19 protein-coding genes are annotated in these 20,755 nt (G+C 73.5%); 7 read left to right on the top strand and 12 right to left on the bottom strand.

The genetic code is table 11. The features are described from left to right. The first annotated feature begins 2 nt into the window (after positions 1-2). Complete coding sequence (locus ATL31_RS06685) at positions 3-842, top strand: MBL fold metallo-hydrolase (RefSeq protein ID WP_101395087.1); 840 nt, start codon at positions 3-5, stop codon at positions 840-842. On the opposite strand, the gene ATL31_RS06680 is transcribed toward ATL31_RS06685, so the two are convergent. Then, positions 823-1,500, bottom strand: coding sequence for a Crp/Fnr family transcriptional regulator (locus ATL31_RS06680; RefSeq protein WP_101395086.1), 678 nt, complete (start codon positions 1,498-1,500; stop codon positions 823-825). The two genes, ATL31_RS06685 and ATL31_RS06680, sit on opposite strands and share 20 nt — an antisense overlap. Positions 1,501-1,578: 78 nt before the next feature. Between ATL31_RS06680 and nth the strand changes: the two genes are divergently transcribed. From nth to ATL31_RS06665, 3 genes are all read left to right on the top strand, one after another. After that, entirely contained in the window at positions 1,579-2,367 is a 789-nt protein-coding gene (gene nth / locus ATL31_RS06675; RefSeq protein ID WP_101395085.1) for an endonuclease III, read from the top strand. Positions 2,368-2,486: 119 nt separating this feature from the next. Next, positions 2,487-3,161, top strand: a complete 675-nt coding sequence (locus tag ATL31_RS06670; RefSeq protein ID WP_101395084.1) for an NUDIX hydrolase — start codon at positions 2,487-2,489, stop codon at positions 3,159-3,161. After that, on the top strand, positions 3,158-4,366 hold the full coding sequence (locus tag ATL31_RS06665) for a MarP family serine protease (RefSeq protein WP_158239796.1): 1,209 nt from the start codon (positions 3,158-3,160) through the stop codon (positions 4,364-4,366). Before ATL31_RS06670 ends, ATL31_RS06665 begins: the two co-directional genes overlap by 4 nt. A gap of 53 nt (positions 4,367-4,419) precedes the next feature. On the opposite strand, the gene ATL31_RS06660 is transcribed toward ATL31_RS06665, so the two are convergent. The 4 genes from ATL31_RS06660 to ATL31_RS06645 form a co-directional block, all read right to left on the bottom strand. Then, entirely contained in the window at positions 4,420-4,812 is a 393-nt protein-coding gene (locus ATL31_RS06660) for a phage holin family protein (protein WP_101395082.1), read from the bottom strand. Positions 4,813-4,863: 51 nt separating this feature from the next. Further along, positions 4,864-6,231, bottom strand: coding sequence for a Na+/H+ antiporter NhaA (gene nhaA, locus ATL31_RS06655; RefSeq protein ID WP_101395081.1), 1,368 nt, complete (start codon positions 6,229-6,231; stop codon positions 4,864-4,866). 175 nt (positions 6,232-6,406) lie between these two features. Next, entirely contained in the window at positions 6,407-8,341 is a 1,935-nt protein-coding gene (acs, locus tag ATL31_RS06650; protein ID WP_101397323.1) for an acetate--CoA ligase, read from the bottom strand. Between the two features lie 176 nt (positions 8,342-8,517). After that, entirely contained in the window at positions 8,518-9,924 is a 1,407-nt protein-coding gene (locus ATL31_RS06645) for a DUF4832 domain-containing protein (RefSeq protein ID WP_101395080.1), read from the bottom strand. Positions 9,925-10,356: 432 nt separating this feature from the next. Between ATL31_RS06645 and ATL31_RS06640 the strand changes: the two genes are divergently transcribed. Beyond that, positions 10,357-11,253 carry a phenylalanine 4-monooxygenase gene (locus tag ATL31_RS06640; RefSeq protein WP_101397321.1) on the top strand — a complete coding sequence of 299 codons (897 nt, stop codon included), beginning with the start codon at positions 10,357-10,359 and terminating at the stop codon, positions 11,251-11,253. 4 nt (positions 11,254-11,257) lie between these two features. Here ATL31_RS06640 and ATL31_RS06635 read toward each other — a convergent pair whose 3' ends face one another. The 3 genes from ATL31_RS06635 to ATL31_RS06625 all read right to left on the bottom strand — a co-directional run bounded on the left by ATL31_RS06635 (position 11,258) and on the right by ATL31_RS06625 (position 14,123). Next, positions 11,258-11,833: an AMIN-like domain-containing (lipo)protein gene (locus ATL31_RS06635; RefSeq protein ID WP_245861999.1), complete on the bottom strand. Its 576-nt coding sequence runs from the start codon at positions 11,831-11,833 to the stop codon at positions 11,258-11,260. Between the two features lie 298 nt (positions 11,834-12,131). Beyond that, positions 12,132-13,781, bottom strand: a complete 1,650-nt coding sequence (locus ATL31_RS06630) for a solute symporter family protein (protein WP_101395079.1) — start codon at positions 13,779-13,781, stop codon at positions 12,132-12,134. 3 nt (positions 13,782-13,784) lie between these two features. After that, positions 13,785-14,123 carry a DUF485 domain-containing protein gene (locus ATL31_RS06625; protein ID WP_101397317.1) on the bottom strand — a complete coding sequence of 113 codons (339 nt, stop codon included), beginning with the start codon at positions 14,121-14,123 and terminating at the stop codon, positions 13,785-13,787. Between the two features lie 211 nt (positions 14,124-14,334). On the opposite strand from ATL31_RS06625, the gene tdh reads away from it, so the two are divergent. Further along, the gene (gene tdh / locus ATL31_RS06620; protein WP_101395078.1) at positions 14,335-15,375 is read left to right on the top strand and encodes an L-threonine 3-dehydrogenase; all 1,041 of its coding nucleotides are present in this window, start codon (positions 14,335-14,337) and stop codon (positions 15,373-15,375) included. A gap of 61 nt (positions 15,376-15,436) precedes the next feature. Next, a complete protein-coding gene (locus ATL31_RS06615; protein ID WP_101395077.1) occupies positions 15,437-16,630 on the top strand; it encodes a glycine C-acetyltransferase in 1,194 nt (397 codons plus the stop codon). Between the two features lie 140 nt (positions 16,631-16,770). Here ATL31_RS06615 and ATL31_RS06610 read toward each other — a convergent pair whose 3' ends face one another. Genes ATL31_RS06610 through ATL31_RS06595 form a run of 4 tightly spaced genes read right to left on the bottom strand, consistent with a single transcriptional unit; the run spans position 16,771 to position 20,685 of the window. After that, positions 16,771-18,303 (bottom strand): sodium/solute symporter, encoded by a 1,533-nt coding sequence (locus ATL31_RS06610; protein WP_101395076.1) that lies wholly within the window; start codon positions 18,301-18,303, stop codon positions 16,771-16,773. Next, a complete protein-coding gene (locus ATL31_RS06605; RefSeq protein ID WP_101395075.1) occupies positions 18,300-18,680 on the bottom strand; it encodes a hypothetical protein in 381 nt (126 codons plus the stop codon). The genes ATL31_RS06610 and ATL31_RS06605 overlap by 4 nt, the downstream gene beginning before the upstream one ends. Further along, complete coding sequence (locus ATL31_RS06600) at positions 18,677-19,465, bottom strand: LytR/AlgR family response regulator transcription factor (protein WP_101395074.1); 789 nt, start codon at positions 19,463-19,465, stop codon at positions 18,677-18,679. Before ATL31_RS06600 ends, ATL31_RS06605 begins: the two co-directional genes overlap by 4 nt. A gap of 23 nt (positions 19,466-19,488) precedes the next feature. Continuing rightward, positions 19,489-20,685: a sensor histidine kinase gene (locus tag ATL31_RS06595; RefSeq protein WP_101395073.1), complete on the bottom strand. Its 1,197-nt coding sequence runs from the start codon at positions 20,683-20,685 to the stop codon at positions 19,489-19,491. Between the last annotated feature and the right edge of the window lie 70 nt (positions 20,686-20,755).

The following is a 20,755-nucleotide window of genomic DNA, read 5'->3' as shown; positions in this document are numbered from 1 at the left end:
GGATGAGCGCCGTCCCGCCGCCCACCCCGCCCGAGCCCTGGGCCGGCGGCCCGGTCACCGAGCGGGCCCACTGCGTGCTCGCGGCCAACCCCGGCCCGATGACCCTCGACGGCACCAACACCTGGGTCCTGCTCGAGCCCGGCTCCACCGAGGCCGTCGTCGTCGACCCCGGGCCGCACGGCGAGGAGCACCTGCGCGCGGTGGTCGCCCACGTCGAAGCCCGCGGCGCCCGGGTCGCCCTCACCGTCCTGACCCACGGCCACCACGACCACGCCGAGGCCGCCCCGCGCTTCGCCGAGCTGACCGGCGCCCCCACCCGGGCGGTCGGCCGCGGCCACGACGACCTCGGCGACGGCGACGTCCTGCGGGTCGGCGGGCTCGAGGTGGCCGTCGTCGCCACCCCGGGCCACACCGCCGACTCGGTCTCGTTCGCCCTGCCGGCCGACCACGCCCTGCTCACCGGCGACACCGTGCTGGGCCGCGGTACGACGGTGGTGGCCCACCCCGACGGCGAGCTGGCCGCCTACCTCGCCAGCCTCGAGCGTATCCAGGCCCTGACCGGCGGCGGTAGGGTCGCCGCGATCCTGCCGGGGCACGGGCCCGTGGTCCCGGACGCCGCCGCCATGGTCGCCATCTACCGCGTCCACCGCGCCGAGCGTCTCGAGCAGGTGCGCCAGGCGCTCGCCGACGGCGCGGCGGCCGAGCCGGACCCGGTCGAGGGCGTCCTGCGCCGCGTCTACGCCGCGGTGCCCGAGAGCGTGTGGCCGGCGGCGCGGATGTCGATCCGCGCCCAGCTCGAGTACCTGGGCGTCGGGGGAGGGGTCAGCGGGCGCGGCGCTTGAGCCGCTCGACGTCGAGCAGCAGCACCGCACGGGCCTCGAGCCGCAGCCAGCCACGCGACGCGAAGTCGGCCAAGGCCTTGTTCACGGTCTCGCGGGAGGCGCCCACGAGCTGGGCGAGCTCCTCCTGGGTGAGGTCGTGCGCCACCATCACGCCCTCGTCGACCGGCCGGCCGAAGCGGCCCGCGAGGTCGAGCAGGGCCTTCGCGACGCGGCCGGGGACGTCGGTGAAGACGAGGTCGGCCAGCACGTCGTTGGTGCGTCGCAGCCGGCGTGCCAGCGCGCTCAGCAGGGTCAGGGCCACGCCGGGACGCTGGGCCAGGAACTCCTTGAGCTGCTCGTGCCCCATCGACACCAGCTGGGTCTCGGCGACCGCGGTGGCGGTGGCGGTGCGCGGCCCGGGGTCGAAGAGCGAGAGCTCGCCGAACATCTCGCCGGGTCCGAGGATGGCCAGGAGGTTCTCGCGGCCGTCGCTGCTGGTGCGGCCGAGCTTGATCTTGCCCTCGCCGATGACGTAGAGCCGGTCGCCCTGGTCACCCTCGTGGAAGAGGATGTCGCCGCGCTCGAGCCGCGAGCTGCTCATCGTCGCGATGAGGGACTCGGCGGCGGCCTCGTCGAGGGGGGAGAAGAGCGGGGCTTTCCGCACGACGTCGTAATCCACGGGGCACAGTGTGCCAGAACAGTGCAGGTCACCACGGGACGAACCGGGGCTGTCACTACCCGGCCGTAGGCTCGGCCCATGCCCGTGCGCCCCACCCCCGCCGTCCGTCGCGCGGCCACCGGTGAGGAGTCGCCGGTCGCCCGCACCCGCCGAGCCCGCCGCATCCACCAGGCTCTGCTCGAGCGCTACCCGTACGCGCACTGCGAGCTCGACTTCGAGACCCCGCTCCAGCTGCTGGTGGCCACCGTGCTCTCGGCCCAGACCACGGACGTGATGGTCAACACCGTCACCCCGACGCTGTTCTCGCGCTGGCCCACGGCGCAGGCGCTGGCCGAGGCCGACCGCGAGGAGATGGAGGCCGTGCTGCGGCCCACCGGCTTCTTCCGCGCCAAGACGAACTCGGTCATCACCCTCGCGCAGGCCGTCGTCGAGCGCTTCGGCGGCGAGGTACCGGGGGGGCTCGAGGACCTCGTCACCCTGCCCGGGGTGGGGCGCAAGACCGCCAACGTCGTGCTGGGCAACGCCTTCGGGGTGCCGGGCATCACGGTCGACACCCACGTCGGGCGCCTGGCGCGGCGCTGGGGGTGGACCCAGGAGACCGACCCGGTCAAGGCCGAGAGGGACATCGCCGCGCTCATCCCCCGCAAGGACTGGACGATGATGAGCCACGTCGTGATCTTCCACGGCCGGCGCACGTGCTTCGCCCGCAAGCCCGCCTGCGGCGCCTGCCCGGTCACCCGCTGGTGCCCCGCGTACGGCGAGGGCGAGACCGATCCCACAGCCGCGCGCGCCCTCCTGAAGTTCGAGCTCGCGCCCGGCGCGGTCCTGCCCGACCCGCCCCCGGGCCCCCTGCCGGACGAGGCCTGAGCGGTCCTGGAGGCGGTGGCCGTTCCGCACCGGGCCGTGGCCGGTCCGCCGGCCGGTCCGCCCGCGCGCCGTCCGGTCGACTCGGGCCCACATCCGGTTGCGTTCTCTACGATGACGCCATGACATCGGCCCCTGCGTGGCTCACGCGCCTGGCCGCGCGGGACGACCTGCGCGACCACGCCTGGTTCGCCGCGCATCCGCCGCCGCGCTCCGGGGCCCGGGAGTCGGCCGTCCTGGTGCTCTTCGGCCCGGGGGAGCACGGTGTCGACGTCGTCCTCACCGAGCGCGCCCACACGCTGCGGGCCCACCCCGGCCAGGTCTCCTTCCCGGGCGGCGGGGTGGACCCCGGCGACGACGGCCACGCCGGCGCGGCCCTGCGTGAGGCGCAGGAGGAGGTCGGGCTCGACCCCGAGGGCGTCGACGTCCTCGCCGTGCTGCCGCCGCTCTACCTGACCCCGAGCCGCAACGCCGTGACGCCCGTGGTCGGCTGGTGGCCCGAGCCCGCACCGATCGGCGTCGTCGACCGGCGCGAGGTCGCCCGCGTCGTGCGGGCCCCCGTGGACGACCTGCTCGACCCCGCCCGCCGCTTCACCGCCGTCTTCGGCGACTACCGCGCCCCGGGCTTCGAGGTGTCGGGTCTCTTCGTCTGGGGGTTCACCGCCATGCTGCTCGACTCGCTCCTCGACCTCGCCGGTCTCACCGTGCCCTGGGACGACACCGTCGAGCGGGGTCTGCCCGACTCGGTGATGTCGCCCTGGATGCGCACCCTCGCCGAGCACGGGGAGGGCGCGTGAACGGCTCGCTGCTCCTCGACCTGGTGCTCGGGCTGGTGCTGCTCGTCTACACCCTCAGCGGCTTCCGCCAGGGCCTGATCGCGGCGATGCTGGGCCTGCTCGGCCTCATCGTCGGGGCCTTCGTGACCCTGCGCTACGCCCCGGACCTGATCACGGAGCACAGCGACCTCGACCTCACCACCCCCGGCGGGACGCTGGTCCTGATCGGCGTCGTGCTGGTCGTGGCCACCCTGGCGCAGGGCGTCATGCTCGCGATCGCCTCCCGCTTCCGCGAGGCCATCCGGGCCGCCGCCTTCCGTGCCGTCGACAGCACCCTCGGGGCCATCGCCCTGCTGGTGGCCGCCATCCTGGTCATGTGGGTGGTCGCCGGGGCCGTGCGCACCGGTGGGCCGCCGCCGCTGCGCGCCGCGGTGGCGCAGTCGGCGGTGATCCGCGTCATCGACCTGCTGGTCCCGAGCAAGACCTCCATCCTGGTCGACGACGTCACCCGCGCCCTCGACCGCACCGGCATCCCCCGCGTCTTCGAGGGCCTGGGCCCCGAGCCGATCACGCCCATCGCCGCCCCCGACCCCGCCCTCGTCAAGGACCCGCAGGTGGCGCGGGCCGTGGCGTCCGTCATCCACGTGCGGGCCGAGGCCCCCCGCTGCGACCAGACCCAGGTGGGCAGCGGCTGGGTGCTGTCGTCGGGCAAGGTCGTCACCAACGCCCACGTCGTGGCCGGCGCGTCGCGGGTCACCATCGACGTGGGCGGCAAGGGCCCCGAGCTCACCGCCCGCGTGGTCGCGTTCGACGCCGACCGCGACATCGCCGTGCTGTCGGTGCCGTCGCTCGCGGCCCGTCCCATCCCCACCGGGTCGCCGCTCGGCCGTGGCGCGGACGCCGTCCTCGCCGGGTTCCCGGGCGACGAGGGGCTGTGGGTGGGCGCCGGGCGCGTCCGCGGCGTCCTCGAGGCGCGCGGCGCCAACATCTACGGCGACACCGGGACGACCCGCGAGATCTACTCGCTGCGCGCGCAGGTACGGCAGGGCGCCTCGGGCGGGCCGGTGCTCGACACCGGGGGCCGGGTCGTCGGGATGATCTTCGCGACCTCGCTCGACGACCCCCAGACCGGGTACGCCCTCACCCTGGCCGAGATGAACCCGGTGCTGCGCGACGCCGTCTCGGCCCAGGACCGGGTCGGTACCGGACGCTGCACGACGCACTGACGGCGGCGCGCGTCGCTCCGGGCGCGCCCGTCGGCCGGGTCAGGCAGGAGCGGTCAGCCGCCGTGGCCCTTCAGCGCGGCGACGGTGAGCTTGCCCTGCTCGACGGCCTTGGTGGGGGCGGGCTTGGCGCGCCGGACGGCCTTGATGCCCACCAACCCGAGGACGGCCGCCCCGACCAGGAACAGCACCGTGACGATGAGGTAGCCGGCCCAGACGGGCAGCCAGACGGCGATGACCCAGGCGATGGTGTGGAACAGCCCGAAGATCGCGAAGAGGCCCAGCACCGCCGCGCCGCCGAGCAGGCCGGCGCCCTTGCCGAGGACCTTGGCCCCCTGACCGATCTCGGCCTTCGCCAGCGCGATCTCACCCCGCACGATGCCCTGGAGGTCGTGCGTGGCATCGGCCACGAGCTGCCCGATGGTGCGGTCGGTGCTCTCGGGGGGCATGAGGGTCCTCGCGTCGCTCGTCGTCCCACGTCGGGGCGGTCTCACCCGACCTTACCGAGTCGCCTCGCCGCTGGTGCCCGCGCGGTCCTGGAAGCAGTCGGGGACGCCGTCGCCGTCGTCGTCACGGGTCTCGAGCTCGTGGATGCGGCGGTACACCGCGTTGCGGCGCCGCAGGACGAGCGACGCGAGGGCGGCCGCCAGCAGTGACCCGACCAGGATGCCCACCTTGACGTGCTGGTCGCGCTCCGAGCCCGCGCCGAACGCCAGCTCGCCGACCAGCAGCGAGACCGTGAAGCCGACCCCGGTGAGGATGGCGAGGCCGGCGATGTCGGACCACGCGAGGTCGTCGTCCAGGCGCGCCCGGGTGAACCGGGCCAGCAGGTAGGTCGACCCGAGCACCCCCACCAGCTTGCCCACGACGAGGCCGGCGACCACCCCGACCGCCACGGGGTCGCGCAGGGTCTGGCCGAGCCCCCCGCCGACGACGGGGACCCCGGAGGCGAAGAACGCGAACACGGGCACCGCCACCCCCGCCGACAGTGGGCGGATGCGGTGCTCGAACCGGTGCGCGACATCGGCGTCGGCCGGCAGGGTGCTGACCGACGGCACCCCCCGGCGGCGCGGCTTGACCGGCACGACCAGCCCGAGGAGGACGCCGGCCACGGTCGCGTGCACGCCCGAGGCGTGCACGAAAGCCCAGGTGAGCCCGGCCAGCGGCAGCAGCAGCCACCAGGGGGCGATGCGGCGCTGGGTCAGTGCGGCGAACGCCGCCAGCGGCAGCAGCGCGAGCGCGAGTATCCCGGCGTCGAGGCCGGAGGTGTAGAAGACCGCGATGATCGTGATGGCGATGAGGTCGTCGACCACCGCCAGCGTGAGGAGGAAGGAGCGCAGCCCGGAGGGCAGGTGCGAGCCGATGACGGCCAGCACCGCGAGGGCGAAGGCGATGTCGGTGGCGGTGGGGACGGCCCAGCCGCGCAGCGCGTCGCCGTCGGCCCCCATGGCGGTGACGACCGCGGTGAAGACCACGGCCGGTACCGCGACGCCGCAGAACGCGGCGACCACCGGCACGGCTGCCTTGGCCGGCGAGCGGAGGTCGCCGACGAGGAACTCGCGCTTGAGCTCGAGCCCGGCCACGAAGAAGAAGATGGCGAGCAGGCCGTCGGCCGCCCAGTGGCCGAGGCTCAGGCGCAGATGGAACCAGTCGGTGCCGACCTCCGTGTCGCGCAGCGTCATGTAGGAGTCGGCCCAGGGGCTGTTGGCGAGGACGATCGCGATGACCGCGGCGCCGAGCAGGACCGCGCCCCCGATGGTCTCGGTGCGCAGGGCGTTGGCCACGAACCGGGCCTCGGCCCAGGTCGACGGCCGGGAGAGGAGGCGGTGGCCGTCGTGGTGCCGGCCGGGCGGGGGGGAGGGGCTCATCGGGGTGGCTCCTACGGGCGGGGGCGGGCCGCGGGCGGGCGCGGCGAGGTCGCTGCCGACCAGACTTCCCGGCGCACCGCCCGCCAGCCTACCGGCGGGTGCGCGGCCGCCCCCCGCCGGATACGCGACGGGGCGCCACCGGTGAAGGTGGCGCCCCGTGGCGGCGGCCCGGACGTCAGTCGGCGGAGTCGGCGGTCATCCCGTCCTTGATCAGGCTCATCACCGAGCTGTCGGCGAGGGTCGTGACATCGCCGACCTCGCGGTTCTCGGCGACGTCTTTGAGCAGGCGGCGCATGATCTTGCCCGAGCGGGTCTTGGGCAGCTCGGGGACGATCATGATCTGACGCGGCTTGGCGATGGGGCCGATCTCCTTGGCCACGTGGTTGCGCAGCTCCTGGACGGTCTCCTCACCGTGGTCGACGGCCTCGCCGCGCAGGATCACGAAGGCGCACACGGCCTGGCCGGTGGTCTCGTCGGCGGCGCCGACCACCGCCGCCTCGGCCACGGACGGGTGCGAGACCAGGGCCGACTCGATCTCGGCCGTCGAGAGCCGGTGGCCCGAGACGTTCATGACGTCGTCGACCCGCCCGAGCAGCCAGATGTTGCCCTTCGCGTCGTACTTGGCGCCGTCGCCGGCGAAGTAGTACTTCGGCCCGAACCGGCTCCAGTACGTCTCGCGGTAGCGGTCGGGGTCGCCCCAGATGCCGCGCAGCATCGCCGGCCAGGGCTTGGTGAGCACCAGGTAGCCGACCTTCTCGGCCTCGGTGAAGGGCTTGCCGTCGTCGTCGAGGATCTCGGCCGAGATGCCCGGGATCGGGCGCTGGGCCGATCCCGGCTCGAGGGTGGTGACGCCCGGGAGCGGGCTGATCATGATGGCGCCGGTCTCGGTCTGCCACCAGGTGTCGACGATGGGGGCACGGTCGCCGCCGATGTGCTTGCGGTACCAGAGCCAGGCCTCGGGGTTGATCGGCTCGCCCACGCTGCCGAGGACCCGGATCGAGGACAGGTCGGACCGGGCCGGGATGTCGGCGCCCCACTTCATGAACGTGCGGATGGCGGTGGGCGCCGTGTAGAGGATGGAGACCTTGTACTTCTCGACGATCTCCCACCAGCGGCCCTGGTGCGGGGTGTCGGGGGTGCCCTCGTAGAGCACCTGGGTGGCCCCGTTGGCGAGCGGTCCGTAGACGATGTAGCTGTGGCCGGTGACCCAGCCGACGTCGGCCGTGCACCAGTAGACGTCGGTCTCGGGGTGCAGGTCGTGCACGACGGCGTTGGTGTACGCGGCCTGGGTCAGGTAGCCGCCGGTGGTGTGGAAGATCCCCTTGGGCTTCCCGGTGGTGCCGCTGGTGTAGAGGATGAACAGCGGGTGCTCGCTGTCCATCGGCTGCGCCTCGTGGGTCTCGCTCTGGGCCTCGACCAGGTCGTGCCACCACACGTCGCGGTCGTCGTCCCACTCCACCTCGGAGTCGGTGCGCTTGACGACCAGCACCTTCTCGACGGGGGAGTCGTCGTCGCCGTGGTGGATGGCGGCGTCGACCGCGGCCTTCAGCGGCGCCGGCTTGCCGCGGCGCCACTGGCCGTCGGTGGTGACGACCACCTTGGCCTCGGCGTCGGCGATGCGGGTGTGCAGGGCCTCGGCCGAGAACCCGCCGAAGATGACCGAGTGCGGGGCGCCGATGCGCGCGCACGCCAGCATCGTGAAGACCGTCTCGGGGATCATCGGCATGTAGACGGCGACCCGGTCGCCGGTCGAGACCCCGAGGGCCTCGAGCGCGTTGGCGGCCTTGCTGACCTCCTTCTGGAGGTCGGCGTAGGTGATGGTGCGGGTGTCGCCCTGCTCGCCCTCGAAGTGGATGGCGACGCGGTCGCCGTGACCGGCCTCGACGTGCCGGTCGACGCAGTTGTACGCGACGTTGAGGGTGCCGCCGACGAACCACTTCGCGAACGGCGCGCCGCTCCAGTCGAGGGTCTGGTCGAAGTCGCTCGCCCAGCTCAGGCGCTCGCGCGCCTGAGCGGCCCAGAACCCCTCGTGGCCGGCGTCGGCGTCGGCGTACATCTGCGCCGTGCCGTTGGCCTGCGCGGTGAACCCCGCGTCGGGGCTCAGGTCCATCTCGTGCAGGTGGCTCGACAGGCTGTCGTCGCTCACGGCTGGGTCCTCCTCGTCGTCGACACTGGTCACCCCCCAGCCAACCGGACGGGCGCGGATCGGGCAACCGTCGCGACGTCAGGTCCCGACGAGTGGACCCGCGCTGCGCCGAGCGGCGCAGCGCGGGTCCACCCCGTCGGTCAGCGCGTGCCCCAGGTCCGCCGGACCAGCGGCGCGGCGCCCATCGGCCAGCCCCCGCCGCCCACCGAGACGGTGGCGAGCGGGTAGGAGCCGTCGGAGGCGCGGCCGGCGTTGGCCAGGCGCATCGGGTCGAGGTAGCGCTCGGGGTCGAGCACCTCGAGCGAGACCGAGTACTGGCCGTTGGCGATGGTCGGGAGGTGGAGCGTGCGGGTGATGGCGGTGCTGCCGGGCAGGACCGACGTCAGGTTCGCCGTGAACGGGAGCGTCGCGACGCGGTACCCGGTGGAGTCCTTGACCACGACGTTGACGTTCCAGGGGTCGTAGGTCGGGGCCGAGCCGGTGTTGGCGAGGGTGAGCGTGGCGGTGAAGTCGGTGCCGGGCGCCAGCTTCGTGAACGAGGCGCGGGTGACCGAGTAGCGGAAGCCGGCCGAGGCGATGGCGTCGGCGTAGCCCGCGCGCTGGGTCGCGGTCATCGTCTCCCAGGTGAGCCGCAGGTTGGCGCTGCCGACGGTGCTGAGGTGGTAGCCCTTGACCTGCTTGGCGGCCAGGACCGGGTCGCCGCCGGTGCACCACTCGGTGTTGAAGGGGCGGGTCTTCCAGACGGTGTCATAGGGCGCCGGGGCGTACTGGATCTGGGTGCCGCCGAGGCAGTCGTTGCGCAGCCCCAGGTTGGAGTAGGCGGCCAGCGCCTGGCCCGTGATGTCCGGGCGCTTGGTCCACATCGGGACCGCGCTCAGCAGCACGTGCTTGGTCGGGAAGGCGTCGGCGACGGCGCCGATGAGCCGCATGGCGTTGGTGGGCGTGATGTCGGTGCCCGCCGGGCCCCACTCGCCGAACTTGCCGAAGCCGCCGACGTCGACGTAGCCGATGCGCGGGTCGGCGCCGTAGCGGCGGCCGAGCTCGGCGAAGAGCGCGGCCCACTCGTACTGGAACGCCTCGCTGTTCCAGTCGGGGATGTCGGTCCCCGGCTGGAGGGGGATGTAGGACGGGGTCACCTTGGGGAAGCCGGCCCGGTTGTTCATCCAGCAGCCGGGGCAGTAGGCCATCACGCGGAAGCTGAACTTGCCCCGCTGGGCCTCGGCCGAGGCGATCCCCGCGTCGATCATCGAGAAGTCGTAGACGCCGCGGCTGGGCTCGAGGCGCCCCCAGTAGACCTGGTCGCGGTAGTAGACGTCGGCGGCGGGCCAGGACGACGGGTCCGCGGCGGCGCCCGACCAGCGGTACAGCCCGCGACCGGAGTTGGTGCTGTTGGCCGGCGACTTCGCGAGCTGGGCCGGAGCCGTGGTGGTCGTGGTGGACCGCTCGGGCGGGATGGGTCGCGCCGAGGCGGGCACGGCCACGACGGTGGCCAGGGTGGCGGCAGCGGCGAGCGCCGTGATCAGCCGAACCGGCAGGGGGCGGTTCATCGGTCCTCCTTCGAGGGGGCCGGAACCTCCCCCGTGGCCAGGGGAGCCACGGTCCGAGGAAAGAGGGACCGACCGATTCCGGACAGAGCGCCCCTGCGCACACCAGACCGGGTCCGCGCCGATAGTAGGCGGATGCCCGTGGGGCTGGTGTGTCGTTTGTCGGAAACATCGGCCGAACGTGCTAGAGCCTGCTCGCGCCGGCCCGCTCCCGGGGGGTGCGGCCGGGCCTCGCTGCCGGCCCCGGGTGGGCCGGGGGACCGCGAGCCATACCGCGGGGGCTGGACATTCTGTCCACCGTCAGCCGCCTCGAGGTGGCCTGGATGTGCACGGTCTGCCCATCCGGTCGGACAGCGGTTCCATCGTGACCGGTCGCGTGGTTCCGTAGAGGACCGGTGCCGCGAGGCCACGACGACTCACGAGGAGGTGGGCACGGTGTTCGAGGAAGGACAGCTGTACTCGGCCGTGACGACGGAGGACGACGGGACCGTTCGGGTCCATCTGGCCGACAACCACCCCGGGCTGCACGACGACGCCTACCTGCGGCGGCGCGGTGAGATCGCCGCCACGGCCCTGGCCTACCGGGCGGGGGAGCCGCTCCCCACCATCGACTACACCGACGCCGAGCACGACATCTGGCGCACGGTCTGCGCCGAGCTCGCCCCCAAGCACGAGCGCCACGCCCACCCCGAGTTCCTGGCCGGCAAGGTCGCCCTCGGCCTCCCGACCGACCACGTGCCGCAGCTGGCGGAGGTCACGGAGCGCCTGCTCCCGCTCACCGGGTGGTCCTACACCGCGGCCCCCGGGCTGGTGCCGCTGCGCGACTTCTACGGTGACCTGGGGCGGCGCACCTTCAACTCGACCCAGTACCTGCGCCACGGCAGCCAGCCGCTCTACACCCCGGAGCCCGACATCCTGCACGAGGTGGTGGGCCACGGGAACCAGCTCGCGAGCCCGCGCTTCGCGGCGGTCACCGAGGCCGCGGGCGCCGCGAGCCTGCGGCTGGAGACCGACGAGGCGCTGAAGTTCGTCGCCGACGTCTTCTGGTTCTCGATGGAGTTCGGGGTGATGTCCGACGGCGACGACCTGAAGGCCTACGGCGCCGGCATCCTCAGCAGCTACGGCGAGCTGGACGAGTTCGGCGGGATGGAGATCCGCCCGCTGGACCTGGTCGACATGGGCACGCTCAACTACGACATCACGGCCTACCAGCCGGTCCTCTTCCGCGCTGACTCCGTCGCCCACCTCGAGGACGTCGTGGGGCAGTTCTTCGCGACGGTCGACGACGACCTCGCCGCCCGGCTGCGCGCGCAGGCGGGCGCGTCCGTCTAGGCCGTCACCAGGTGTGGGCCACGTCGATGACGAGGCGGCTGCGGTTCGTCGCGGCGTCGTACAGCGTGAACACGCGGAACGGCAGCCGGGCGCGGACGCCCAGGGCGAGCGTGGTGTAGCCCTCGAAGGACCCGGCCCACCGCACCTGCCGGAAGGTGCTGAACCCGGCCACGGTGGGCATCGCCGGGGTCGTGGTGGCCCCGCGCTTGACGACGACGGCGAGACGCGCACCGCCCGCGACGGGGACCGGCGCTCCCCGGCCCTCGGAGTAGACGGTCGAGACGTACCGCACCGAGTAGCCCGGCGCGCGGCCGGTCAGGTCGACGACCAGCCGGTCGTAGCAGGTGTGCCGGCCGGCGCGCACCGCCGTGATGCGACCGGTGAGCAGCGTCGGCGACGTCTTCGCGAGAGAGCCCCAGGTGACGGCGCACCCCGCGGCCTGGGCCGTGGCGGAGCCGGTCGAGGCCGGGACGGCGGCCAGGGCGAGGGCGGCGACGAGCGCGGCCACCGAGCGACGGCGGGTGGCCCGGCGTGCGCGCGGGCGGGGCGACGGTGCGGGGTCCGAGGGGTGGATGGACATGACGGCCTCCTGGTGACGTGCTCTCCCTGGTGAGGAGGGGCGCGACGTGCGTCCGATACATGGACGCACGACGGCCGCGGGGGGTTGACCCGCACCGCCCCGCGGCCGCCGCCGTCAGTGGACGCGCCCGGCCGTGCGACCACCGACGGGAGGGGCTCGGCGGGCGCCGCTCGCTGACCCAGGACGAGGACGCCGCCTCCCCCGACACCTGGTGGCAGGTCAAGGCCCTCCGCCCGTACGACGCGCGACGGCCGCGGGGGGTCGACCCACCCCGCGGCCGTCGCCGTACCGGTTGCCGTCAGTGGCTGACGGCCTCGCCGACGCCGTGGCCGGTGAGGCTGCGGACCTCCATCTCGGCGTACTTGCGGGCGTTGTGCTCCTTGCTGGTCACGGTGCCCAGCCAGCCGAGGAAGAAGGCGAGCGGGATCGAGACCAGGCCGGGGTTGTCGAGCGGGAACCAGTGGAAGTCGACCGCGGTGTTCTGGATCATCGACTGGCTCGGGCCGCCCGGCTCCAGCGACGGCTTGCCCGAGACCACGGGGCTGAAGATGATCAGCCCGATGGCCGAGATGAGGCCGCCGTAGATGGAGAACAGGGCGCCCCGGGTGTTGAAGCGCCTCCAGAACAGCGAGTACAGGATGGTCGGCAGGTTCGCGCTCGCCGCCACCGCGAACGCCAGCGCCACCAGGAACGCGATGTTCTGGGTCTTGGCGAAGATGCCTCCGACGATCGCGACGACGCCGATGACGACCGCGGCGATGCGAGCGACCCGCACCTCCTGCTCCTGGCTGCCCTCGCCGTGCTTGAAGACCTCCTTGTAGAGGTCGTGCGCGAAGGTGGCGGAGGTGGTGATGGTGAGGCCGGCGACCACCGCGAGGATGGTCGCGAAGGCGACGCCGGAGATGATGCCCAGCAGCACCGACCCGCCGAGCTCGTAGGCGAGCAGCGGCGCCGCGGCGTTGGCCTTGCCGGGGGCGGCGTTGATCCGGGCCGGGCCCACCAGGGCGGCGGCGCCGTAGCCGACGACCAGGGTGAGCAGGTAGAACCCGCCGATGAGCCAGATGGCCCACTCGACCGACTTGCGGGCCTGCTGGCTCGTGGGCACCGTGTAGAAGCGCTGGAGCACGTGGGGGAGGCCGGCGGTGCCGAGCACGAGGGCCATCGCCAGCGACACGAAGTCGATCTGGGTGGTGAGGCTCTTGCCGTACTTCAGCCCGGGCTCGAACAGCTTCTCACCCGCCTTGGGCGAGTTGTCGGCCGCGGCCTGCAGCAGGCCCGAGAAGTCGAACCCGTACTTGGCCAGCACCCAGACCGTGATGACGAAGGTGCCGGCGATGAGCAGCAGCGCCTTGATGATCTGGACGTAGGTCGTGCCCTTCATTCCGCCGATGAGCACGTAGGCGATCATCACCGCACCGACGAGGGCGATGACGAGGTCCTGGGCGAGCTCGCCGTTGATGCCGAGCAGCAGCGAGACGAGGCCACCGGCGCCGGCCATCTGGGCCAGCAGGTAGAAGAACGAGACGGCGATGACCGACAGCGCGGTGGCGATGCGCACGGGGCGCTGCCGCAGGCGGTAGGACAGCACGTCGGCCATCGTGAAGCGACCGGTGTTCCGCAGCAGCTCGGCCACGAGCAGCAGCGCCACGAGCCAGGCCACGAGGAACCCGATGGAGTAGAGGAAGCCGTCGTAGCCCTGGAGGGCGATCGCACCGGCGATACCGAGGAACGAGGCGGCCGAGAGGTAGTCGCCGGCGATGGCGATGCCGTTCTGGCGGCCGCTGAACGCGCCGCCGCCGGTGTAGTACTGCGCCGCGGTCTTCTTGCCCGAGGCCACCCGGATGACGATGACCAGGGTGAAGACGACGAAGGCGGCGAAGATGCCGATGTTGAGCGCGGGGGAGCCGACGCTGTCGGCGGCGTCGGCCGCGGGGAGGGCGAGCGCCATCGGTCAGACCTCCTTCGGGGCGTCGAGCCGGGCCCCGAGGCGCTCGGCCATCGGGTCGAGCTCGCGGTTGGCCCAGCGGGCGTAGATGAACGTGATCGCGAACGTCGTCACGAACTGTCCGAGGCCGAACAGCAGGCCGATGGTGATGTTGCCGGCGACCTTCTGGCCCATGAAGCCGGGGGCGAAGATCGACAGCAGGACGTACAGGAAGTACCAGGCGAGGAAGAAGCCGGTCATCGGGAAGACGAAGCCGCGGAACTTCTTGCGCAGGGCCTGGAACTCGTCCGTGGACTGCAGGGCGAGGTAGGCGTCCTCTTGCTGCGTGCGAGCGTCGTTGCTCACGGTCACCTCCATGGTCGGGCCCCGCGCGTCGAGCCCGGGACGGTCCCCAGGGTGGGGCCGAGGGCGCCCCGCGCGTCAGGGGGTGCGCCCGGCGGCGCGACGGGCGGCGGCATGCCGCGGCCAGCGGAGGGAGGCCGCCGCTGTGCGGCCGGCCGGGGTGCGCCGAGCGGGCCGCTCGCTGCGCCGAACGGTCGGTGGGCATGATGGGCCCGTGCGCGCACTGCGGAAGGTCACCGCCGGTCCCGGTCTCGAGCTGGTCGAGGTCCCCGACCCCGTCTGCGGACCCAAGGACGTGCTGGTGCGGGTCCTGCGGGCCGGCATCTGCGGTACCGACCTGCACCTGGAGCAGTGGGACGAGTGGGCGGCCGCCACCGTGCGGGCGCCCCTGACCCTGGGCCACGAGTTCTGCGGGCGGGTCGTCGAGGTGGGCGACGATGTCGAGCACGTCGCCGTCGGCGACCTCGTCTCGGGCGAGGGCCACGTGGTGTGCGGGGTGTGCCGCAACTGCCGGGCCGGGCGGCGGCACCTGTGCATCAACACCGTGGGCATCGGCGTCAACCGCGACGGCGCCTTCGCCGACCTGGTGGTGGTCCCCGCCACCAACGCGTGGGTCCAGCCGGCCGAGCTCGACCCCGACCTGGGGGCCGTCTTCGACCCGCTCGGCAACGCCGTGCACACCGCGCTGCAGTGGCCGGTGGTGGGCGAGGACGTCGCGGTCACCGGGGCCGGGCCGATCGGGGTGATGGCGGTCGCGGTGGTGCGGCACGCCGGGGCCCGTCGCATCGCCGTCACCGACATGTCCGCCGACCGGCTCGCGCTGGCCCGGGCCGCCGGGGCCGACCACGTCGTCGACGTCTCCCGGGGCGAGTCGCTGGCGGACGCGCAGCGGGCGCTGGGCATGGTCGAGGGCTTCGACATCGGGCTCGAGATGTCGGGCTCGCCGCTGGCGGTCGAGGACCTGCTGGCGAACATGAACCACGGGGGGAAGGTGGCGCTCCTCGGGCTGCCGAAGGACCGCTACGCCATCGACTGGGGCCGGGTCATCACCCACATGATCACGCTGCGCGGCATCTACGGCCGCGAGATGTTCGAGACCTGGTACCTGATGGGCTCGATGCTGGCCTCGTCGCAGCGCCTGCGGGAGTCGGTGTCGTCGGTCATCACGGGGCGGCACCGCGCCGAGGAGTGGCAGGCGGCCTTCGCCGAGACCCGGTCGGGACGCGGCGGCAAGGTCGTGCTCGACTGGAGCTGACCGGCCGGGCCTAGGCTGGGTCGTCGGCGACCCCGACGACCTACGACCCCGAGGAGGCCACGTGTACGGCGCGGTGAAGGACGAGCTGGCGGCGACCCTGCGCGAGATCGAGGAGGCGGGGCTCTACAAGCGCGAGCGCGAGATCACCACCCCGCAGGCGGCGCACGTGGGCACCACGGCAGGGGAGTCGCTGAACTTCTGCGCCAACAACTACCTCGGCTTCGCCGACCACCCGGCGGTCGTCGGCGCCAGCAAGGACGCGCTCGACACCTGGGGCTTCGGGATGGCGTCGGTGCGCTTCATCTGCGGCACCCAGACCCAGCACACCGCGCTCGAGCGGCGGCTGTCGGACTTCCTGCACACCGAGGCGACGATCCTCTACAGCTCGTGCTTCGACGCCAACGGCGGCGTGTTCGAGGTGCTGTTCGGCGCCGACGACGCGATCGTCTCCGACGAGCTCAACCACGCCTCGATCATCGACGGCGTGCGGCTGTCGAAGGCCGCCCGCTACCGCTACCGCAACGCCGACATGGCCGACCTGCGCAGCCAACTCGAGGCCGCCCGCGCGGCCGGTGCCCGGCGGGTCTGCGTCGTCACCGACGGGGTCTTCTCGATGGACGGCAGCTACGCGCCGCTCGACGAGATCTGCGACCTCGCCGACGAGTTCGAGGCCATGGTGCTGGTCGACGACAGCCACGCCGTCGGGTTCGTGGGCGAAGGGGGCCGGGGGACGCCCGAGCTGTTCGGCGTCCTCGACCGCGTCGACATCATCACCGGCACCCTGGGCAAGGCGCTCGGTGGTGCGTCCGGTGGCTACGTGGCGAGCCACCGCGAGGTGGTCGACCTGCTGCGCCAGCGCTCGCGGCCCTACCTGTTCTCGAACTCGGTGGCCCCGGCCGTGGTGGCGGGATCGCTGGCGGCGCTCGACCTCGTCGCCGGCTCGTCGGAGGGCCGCGACGTGCTGCGCCGCAACGCTTCCCTGTTCCGCGAGCTGATGGGCGACGCGGGCTTCACGCTGCTGCCGGGCTCGCACCCCATCGTCCCGGTGATGTTCCCCGGCGACGACGGCGCCCGGCAGGCCACCCGCATCGCCGACCATATGCTCGAGCACGGCGTCTACGTCATCGCGTTCAGCTTCCCGGTGGTCCCGCGCGGCAGGGCCCGCATCCGGGTGCAGCTGTCGGCGGCGCACTCCGAGGACGACGTGCGCCGGTGCGTCCAGGCCTTCGTGGCGGCCCGCGACGCCGTCGGCTGACCCCGTCCCCTCCCCGGCTTCCCCACTTCGTGCGACTTACACACGGTTCTCGCACGCCCCGAGCGGTGAGAACCGTGTGTAAGTCGCACGAAGTCGAGGGGTTGGGGGGCGCGGGGTGGGGGTCAGTCGCGGGGTGGGGGTCAGTCGCGCAGGCGGCTGCGCGCCAAGGTGACCCGTTCGGGGGTGTGCAGCCGCACCAGCACCCGGGTCGTCGACGCCGGCACCCGCCCCGGCGTGGCCAGGGACACCACGGCGGCGGTGGCGAAGGCCAGGGGCACCGTCCACAGCGCGGGGTTGGCCAGCAGGGCGCCCGGCCACCCGCCGAGGTCGCCGCGCCCCAACGTGGTGGCGAGCGCCGTGCCGGTGCCCAGAGCGCCGACCAGCAGGCCCGCCATCGCCCCCGGCACCGACAGCCCGCGCCACCAGACGCCGAGGATGATGAGCGGCGCGAAGGTCGAGGCCGCCACCGTGAACGCCAGGCCCACGGTGGTCGCCAGTCCGAGCGGCTCGACCGCCCGGCTCAGCAGGTAGGGCAGCACCACGGCCAGCACCGCCGCGAACCGGAAGCCGCCGGCCCCGGGCGCGTCCCCGCCGGTGAAGCGCGCCAGCTGGGGCCGCAGCAGCTCCTGGTCGAGGACGCCGGTCACCGACATTGCCAGGCCCGAGGCCGTCGACAGGAAGGCCGCGAAGGCGCCCCCGGCCAGCATCGCCGTCAGCAGGTCACCGCCCAGCCCGGGCGCGAGCTCCCCCGGGATGCTCAGCACGATCGAGTCGCTGCGCACGCCCTCGGGCAGCACCGGGAAGACCACCCGTCCGAGCGCCGCGTACACCGGCGGCAGCAGGTAGAAGGCGCCCAGCAGGGCGATGACGGTCACCGTGGTGCGGCGCGCGCCGACGCCGTCGGGGTTGGTGTAGTAGCGCACCAGCACGTGCGGCAGGCCCATGGTGCCGAGGCAGAGCGCGAGCACGGTCGAGGCGGTGCGGTACCAGGGGTGGTCACCGGGACCGCGGGGCGTGAGCGGGGCGTGCCACTCGGGCGGCACCACCGGGGCGGGGTGCCCGGCACGGAACCAGAGCAGCAGCAGCACGAACGCCGGGACGGCCAGCGCGGTGAGCTTGATCCAGTACTGCACCGCCTGCACGAAGGTGATCGAGCGCATCCCGCCGGCTCCGACCGCGGCGGCGATGACGACCATCACGACGAGGCCGCCCACCCACGGGGGCGCGCCGGTGACGAGGGTCAGGGTGAGGCCGGCGCCCTGGAACTGCGGCACCAGGTAGAGCCAGCCGATGGCCACCACCAGCACCGACGAGACCAGCCGCACCGCCCTCGACCCCAGCCGCGCCTCGGCGAAGTCGGGCAGTGTGTAGGCCCCCGATCGACGCATCGGCGCGGCCACCATCACCAGCAGCACCAGGTAGCCGAGGGTGTAGCCCACCGGCAGCCAGAGCATGTCGATGCCGCTGCCGTAGACCAGCCCCGCCACCCCGAGGAAGCTGGCCGCCGACAGGTACTCGCCGCCGATGGCCGAGGCGTTGAGGCGCGGCGACACCGTGCGCCCGGCCACGTAGAAGTCGCTGGTGCGGCGCGACAGCCGCAGCCCGAAGCCCCCCACGACCAGGGTCGTCAGGCACACGAGGGCCACGGCCACGATCGAGAGGGGATGGCTCACGGCTGCTCGACGACCTCGGTGAAGTCGGCTTCGAGACGCTCGCTCTGGCCGGCGTACCAGCGGGCCAGCACCCACGCGGCCGGGTAGACGGCCACGCCGAGGGCCAGCCAGGGGAACGGGATGCCGAGGACGGTCGTGCCCTGGGTGGCGGGCATCAGCGACAGCACCACCGGCAGCGCCACGAGCGCGACGACGGTCAGGGCCAGCACCGCCAGCGACAGGCGCAGCTGGGCCCGCATCAGGCCCACCAGGTAGACGTCACCGAGCTCGGTCTGCTCGTCGAGGTCGTGGGCCGGGCGGCGCGACCCGGGGGTGACCGCTCCTCGCCGCGAGCTGGTGACGCGGACGCGCTCGGGCGGTGGCGCCGGCTCGGTCACGGGAGGTCGGCCCCCGCCCGGCGCGGCGCGGGGCGGCGCAGCAGGACGTCGCGCAGCGCCTTGGTGTGCCGGCGGCTCACCTGCAGCTCGACCTGCCCCACCAGCACCGAGCAGCGGCCGTGGTCCATCCGCACCTCGTCGACGTGGGGGAGGGCGACGAGGGTGGAGCGGTGGATCCGGACGAAGCCGACGTCGGCCCACTTCTCCTCGAGGACGGTGAGGGGGACGCGCACCAGGTGCGAGCCCGCCTCGGTGTGCAGGCGGGCGTAGTCGCCGTGCGCCTGGGCGTAGCGGATCTGGCTGCGGGTGATGAACCGGGTGACGCCGCCGAGCTCGACGGGGATGGTCTCGTCCTCGACCGGGGGCGCGGTGCCCGGCGCGGCCTCGGTGCGGGGGCCGCCGCGGTCGCGCTGCTCGACGACGCGTCGGACCGCCTCGGCGATCCGCCCGTCGCGCACCGGCTTCATCACGTAGTCGGTGACATCGAGGGCGAACGCGTCGACCGCGTGCCGCTCGTGGGCGGTGACGAAGACGACCTGGGGGCGCACGGCGAAGCGGGAGATCACGCGGGCCAGGGCCATGCCGTCGAGGCCGGGCATCGAGATGTCGCTGAAGACGACGTCGACGTCACGGGTGTCGAGGAGGCGCAGGGCATCGGTGCCGTTGGAGGCGGTGAGGACCTCGGCCACGCGCTCGTCGCGGCGCAGGAGGTAGCCGAGCTCGGACAGGGCGGGGACCTCGTCGTCGACGACGAGGGCGACCAGCCCGGCCACGGCGGTGGACATGGGCGGCAGCCTACGGCGCCTGCTCAGTGCTGGGCGTGCACGCCGGGTGCGAACTTGGGCACGCGGAAGCTCACCCGGGTGCCCGCGCCGGGGGCCGTCTCGACGACCAGGCCGCACTCGTCGCCGTAGACCTGCCGGAGCCGCGCGTCGACGTTCCCCAGCCCCATCGAGTCGTGGGCGTGGGCCCCGTCGAGGATGGCGCGCACCCGCTCGGGGTCGGTGCCGACCCCGTCGTCCTCGATGGCGATCTCGGCGTGGGAGCCCTCGTCGCCGGCGGTGATGGTCACGTGCCCTACGCCCTCCTTGCTGGCCAGCCCGTGCCGCACGGCGTTCTCGACCAGGGGCTGCACCGCCAGGTACGGCAGCGTGACGGTCAGCACCTCCGGCGCGACCAGCAGCGAGACCCGCAGCCGGTCGCCGAAGCGGGCCTGCTCCAGGACCAGGTAGCGCTCGACGTTGCGCAGCTCCTCGGCGAGGGTGGTGAAGGTGCCCCCCGTGCGCAGGGCGTAGCGCGTGAAGTCGGCGAAGTCGAGCAGCAGCTCGCGGGCGCGGTCCGGGTCGGTGCGCACGAACGAGGCGATGGCCGCCAGGCTGTTGTAGATGAAGTGCGGGCTGATCTGGGCCCGCAGCGCCCGCAGCTCGGCCTCCATCACGCGGTTGCGGGTGCGCGCGAGCTCGGCCAGGGCCAGCTGGCTGCTGACCCAGGACGCGACCTCCTCGGTGGCGCGGGTGAGCCCCGGGCTGGGCTCCTGGGTCCAGGCCGTGAGCGTGCCGACCACGAGGTCGTCGGTGACCAGTGGCGCCGTGACCGCCCCCCGCAGGGTGCACTCGGGGTCCTCGCAGGCCACCACCTCGTACGGATGCGCCACGGTGCGGCCGGTCTCGAGGGTCCGGCCGCCGAGGGCCACCGCCTGCGCGCGGTGGTGCTCGCCGGTGCCGGTCCACGACAGGACGCTCCCGGGGCCGGCGATCGAGACCGCGCTTGCGCCGAGGATCGAGAGCAGGTGGCGGCCGGCGCGCTCGGCCGACTCGGGGCTGAGGCCCTCCCCGAGATGGCGCGAGGCGAGCGAGGCGGTGTGCAGGGTGGCGTACGTGGCGCGGTCGGTCTCGGAGATGAAGCCGCTCCGGCGGCTGCGCCGCAGCAGGGTGACGCCGAGCCAGAGCAGCAGCATGGTGCCGGCGACCAGGACGGCCGTGGGCCAGTGGATGCTGCCGGTCATAGGCACACCCTAGGCTCGGACGCCAGGACCGGGTCGGCCGTCGTGGGCCCCGGCGACGACGGAAGGGGCC

Origin of the sequence: Phycicoccus duodecadis, from assembly GCF_002846495.1 — a bacterium.
Lineage (GTDB): Bacteria > Actinomycetota > Actinomycetes > Actinomycetales > Dermatophilaceae > Phycicoccus > Phycicoccus duodecadis.
Note: the sequence above shows the minus strand (reverse complement) of the source record. Positions and strands in the feature narration are given on the sequence as shown.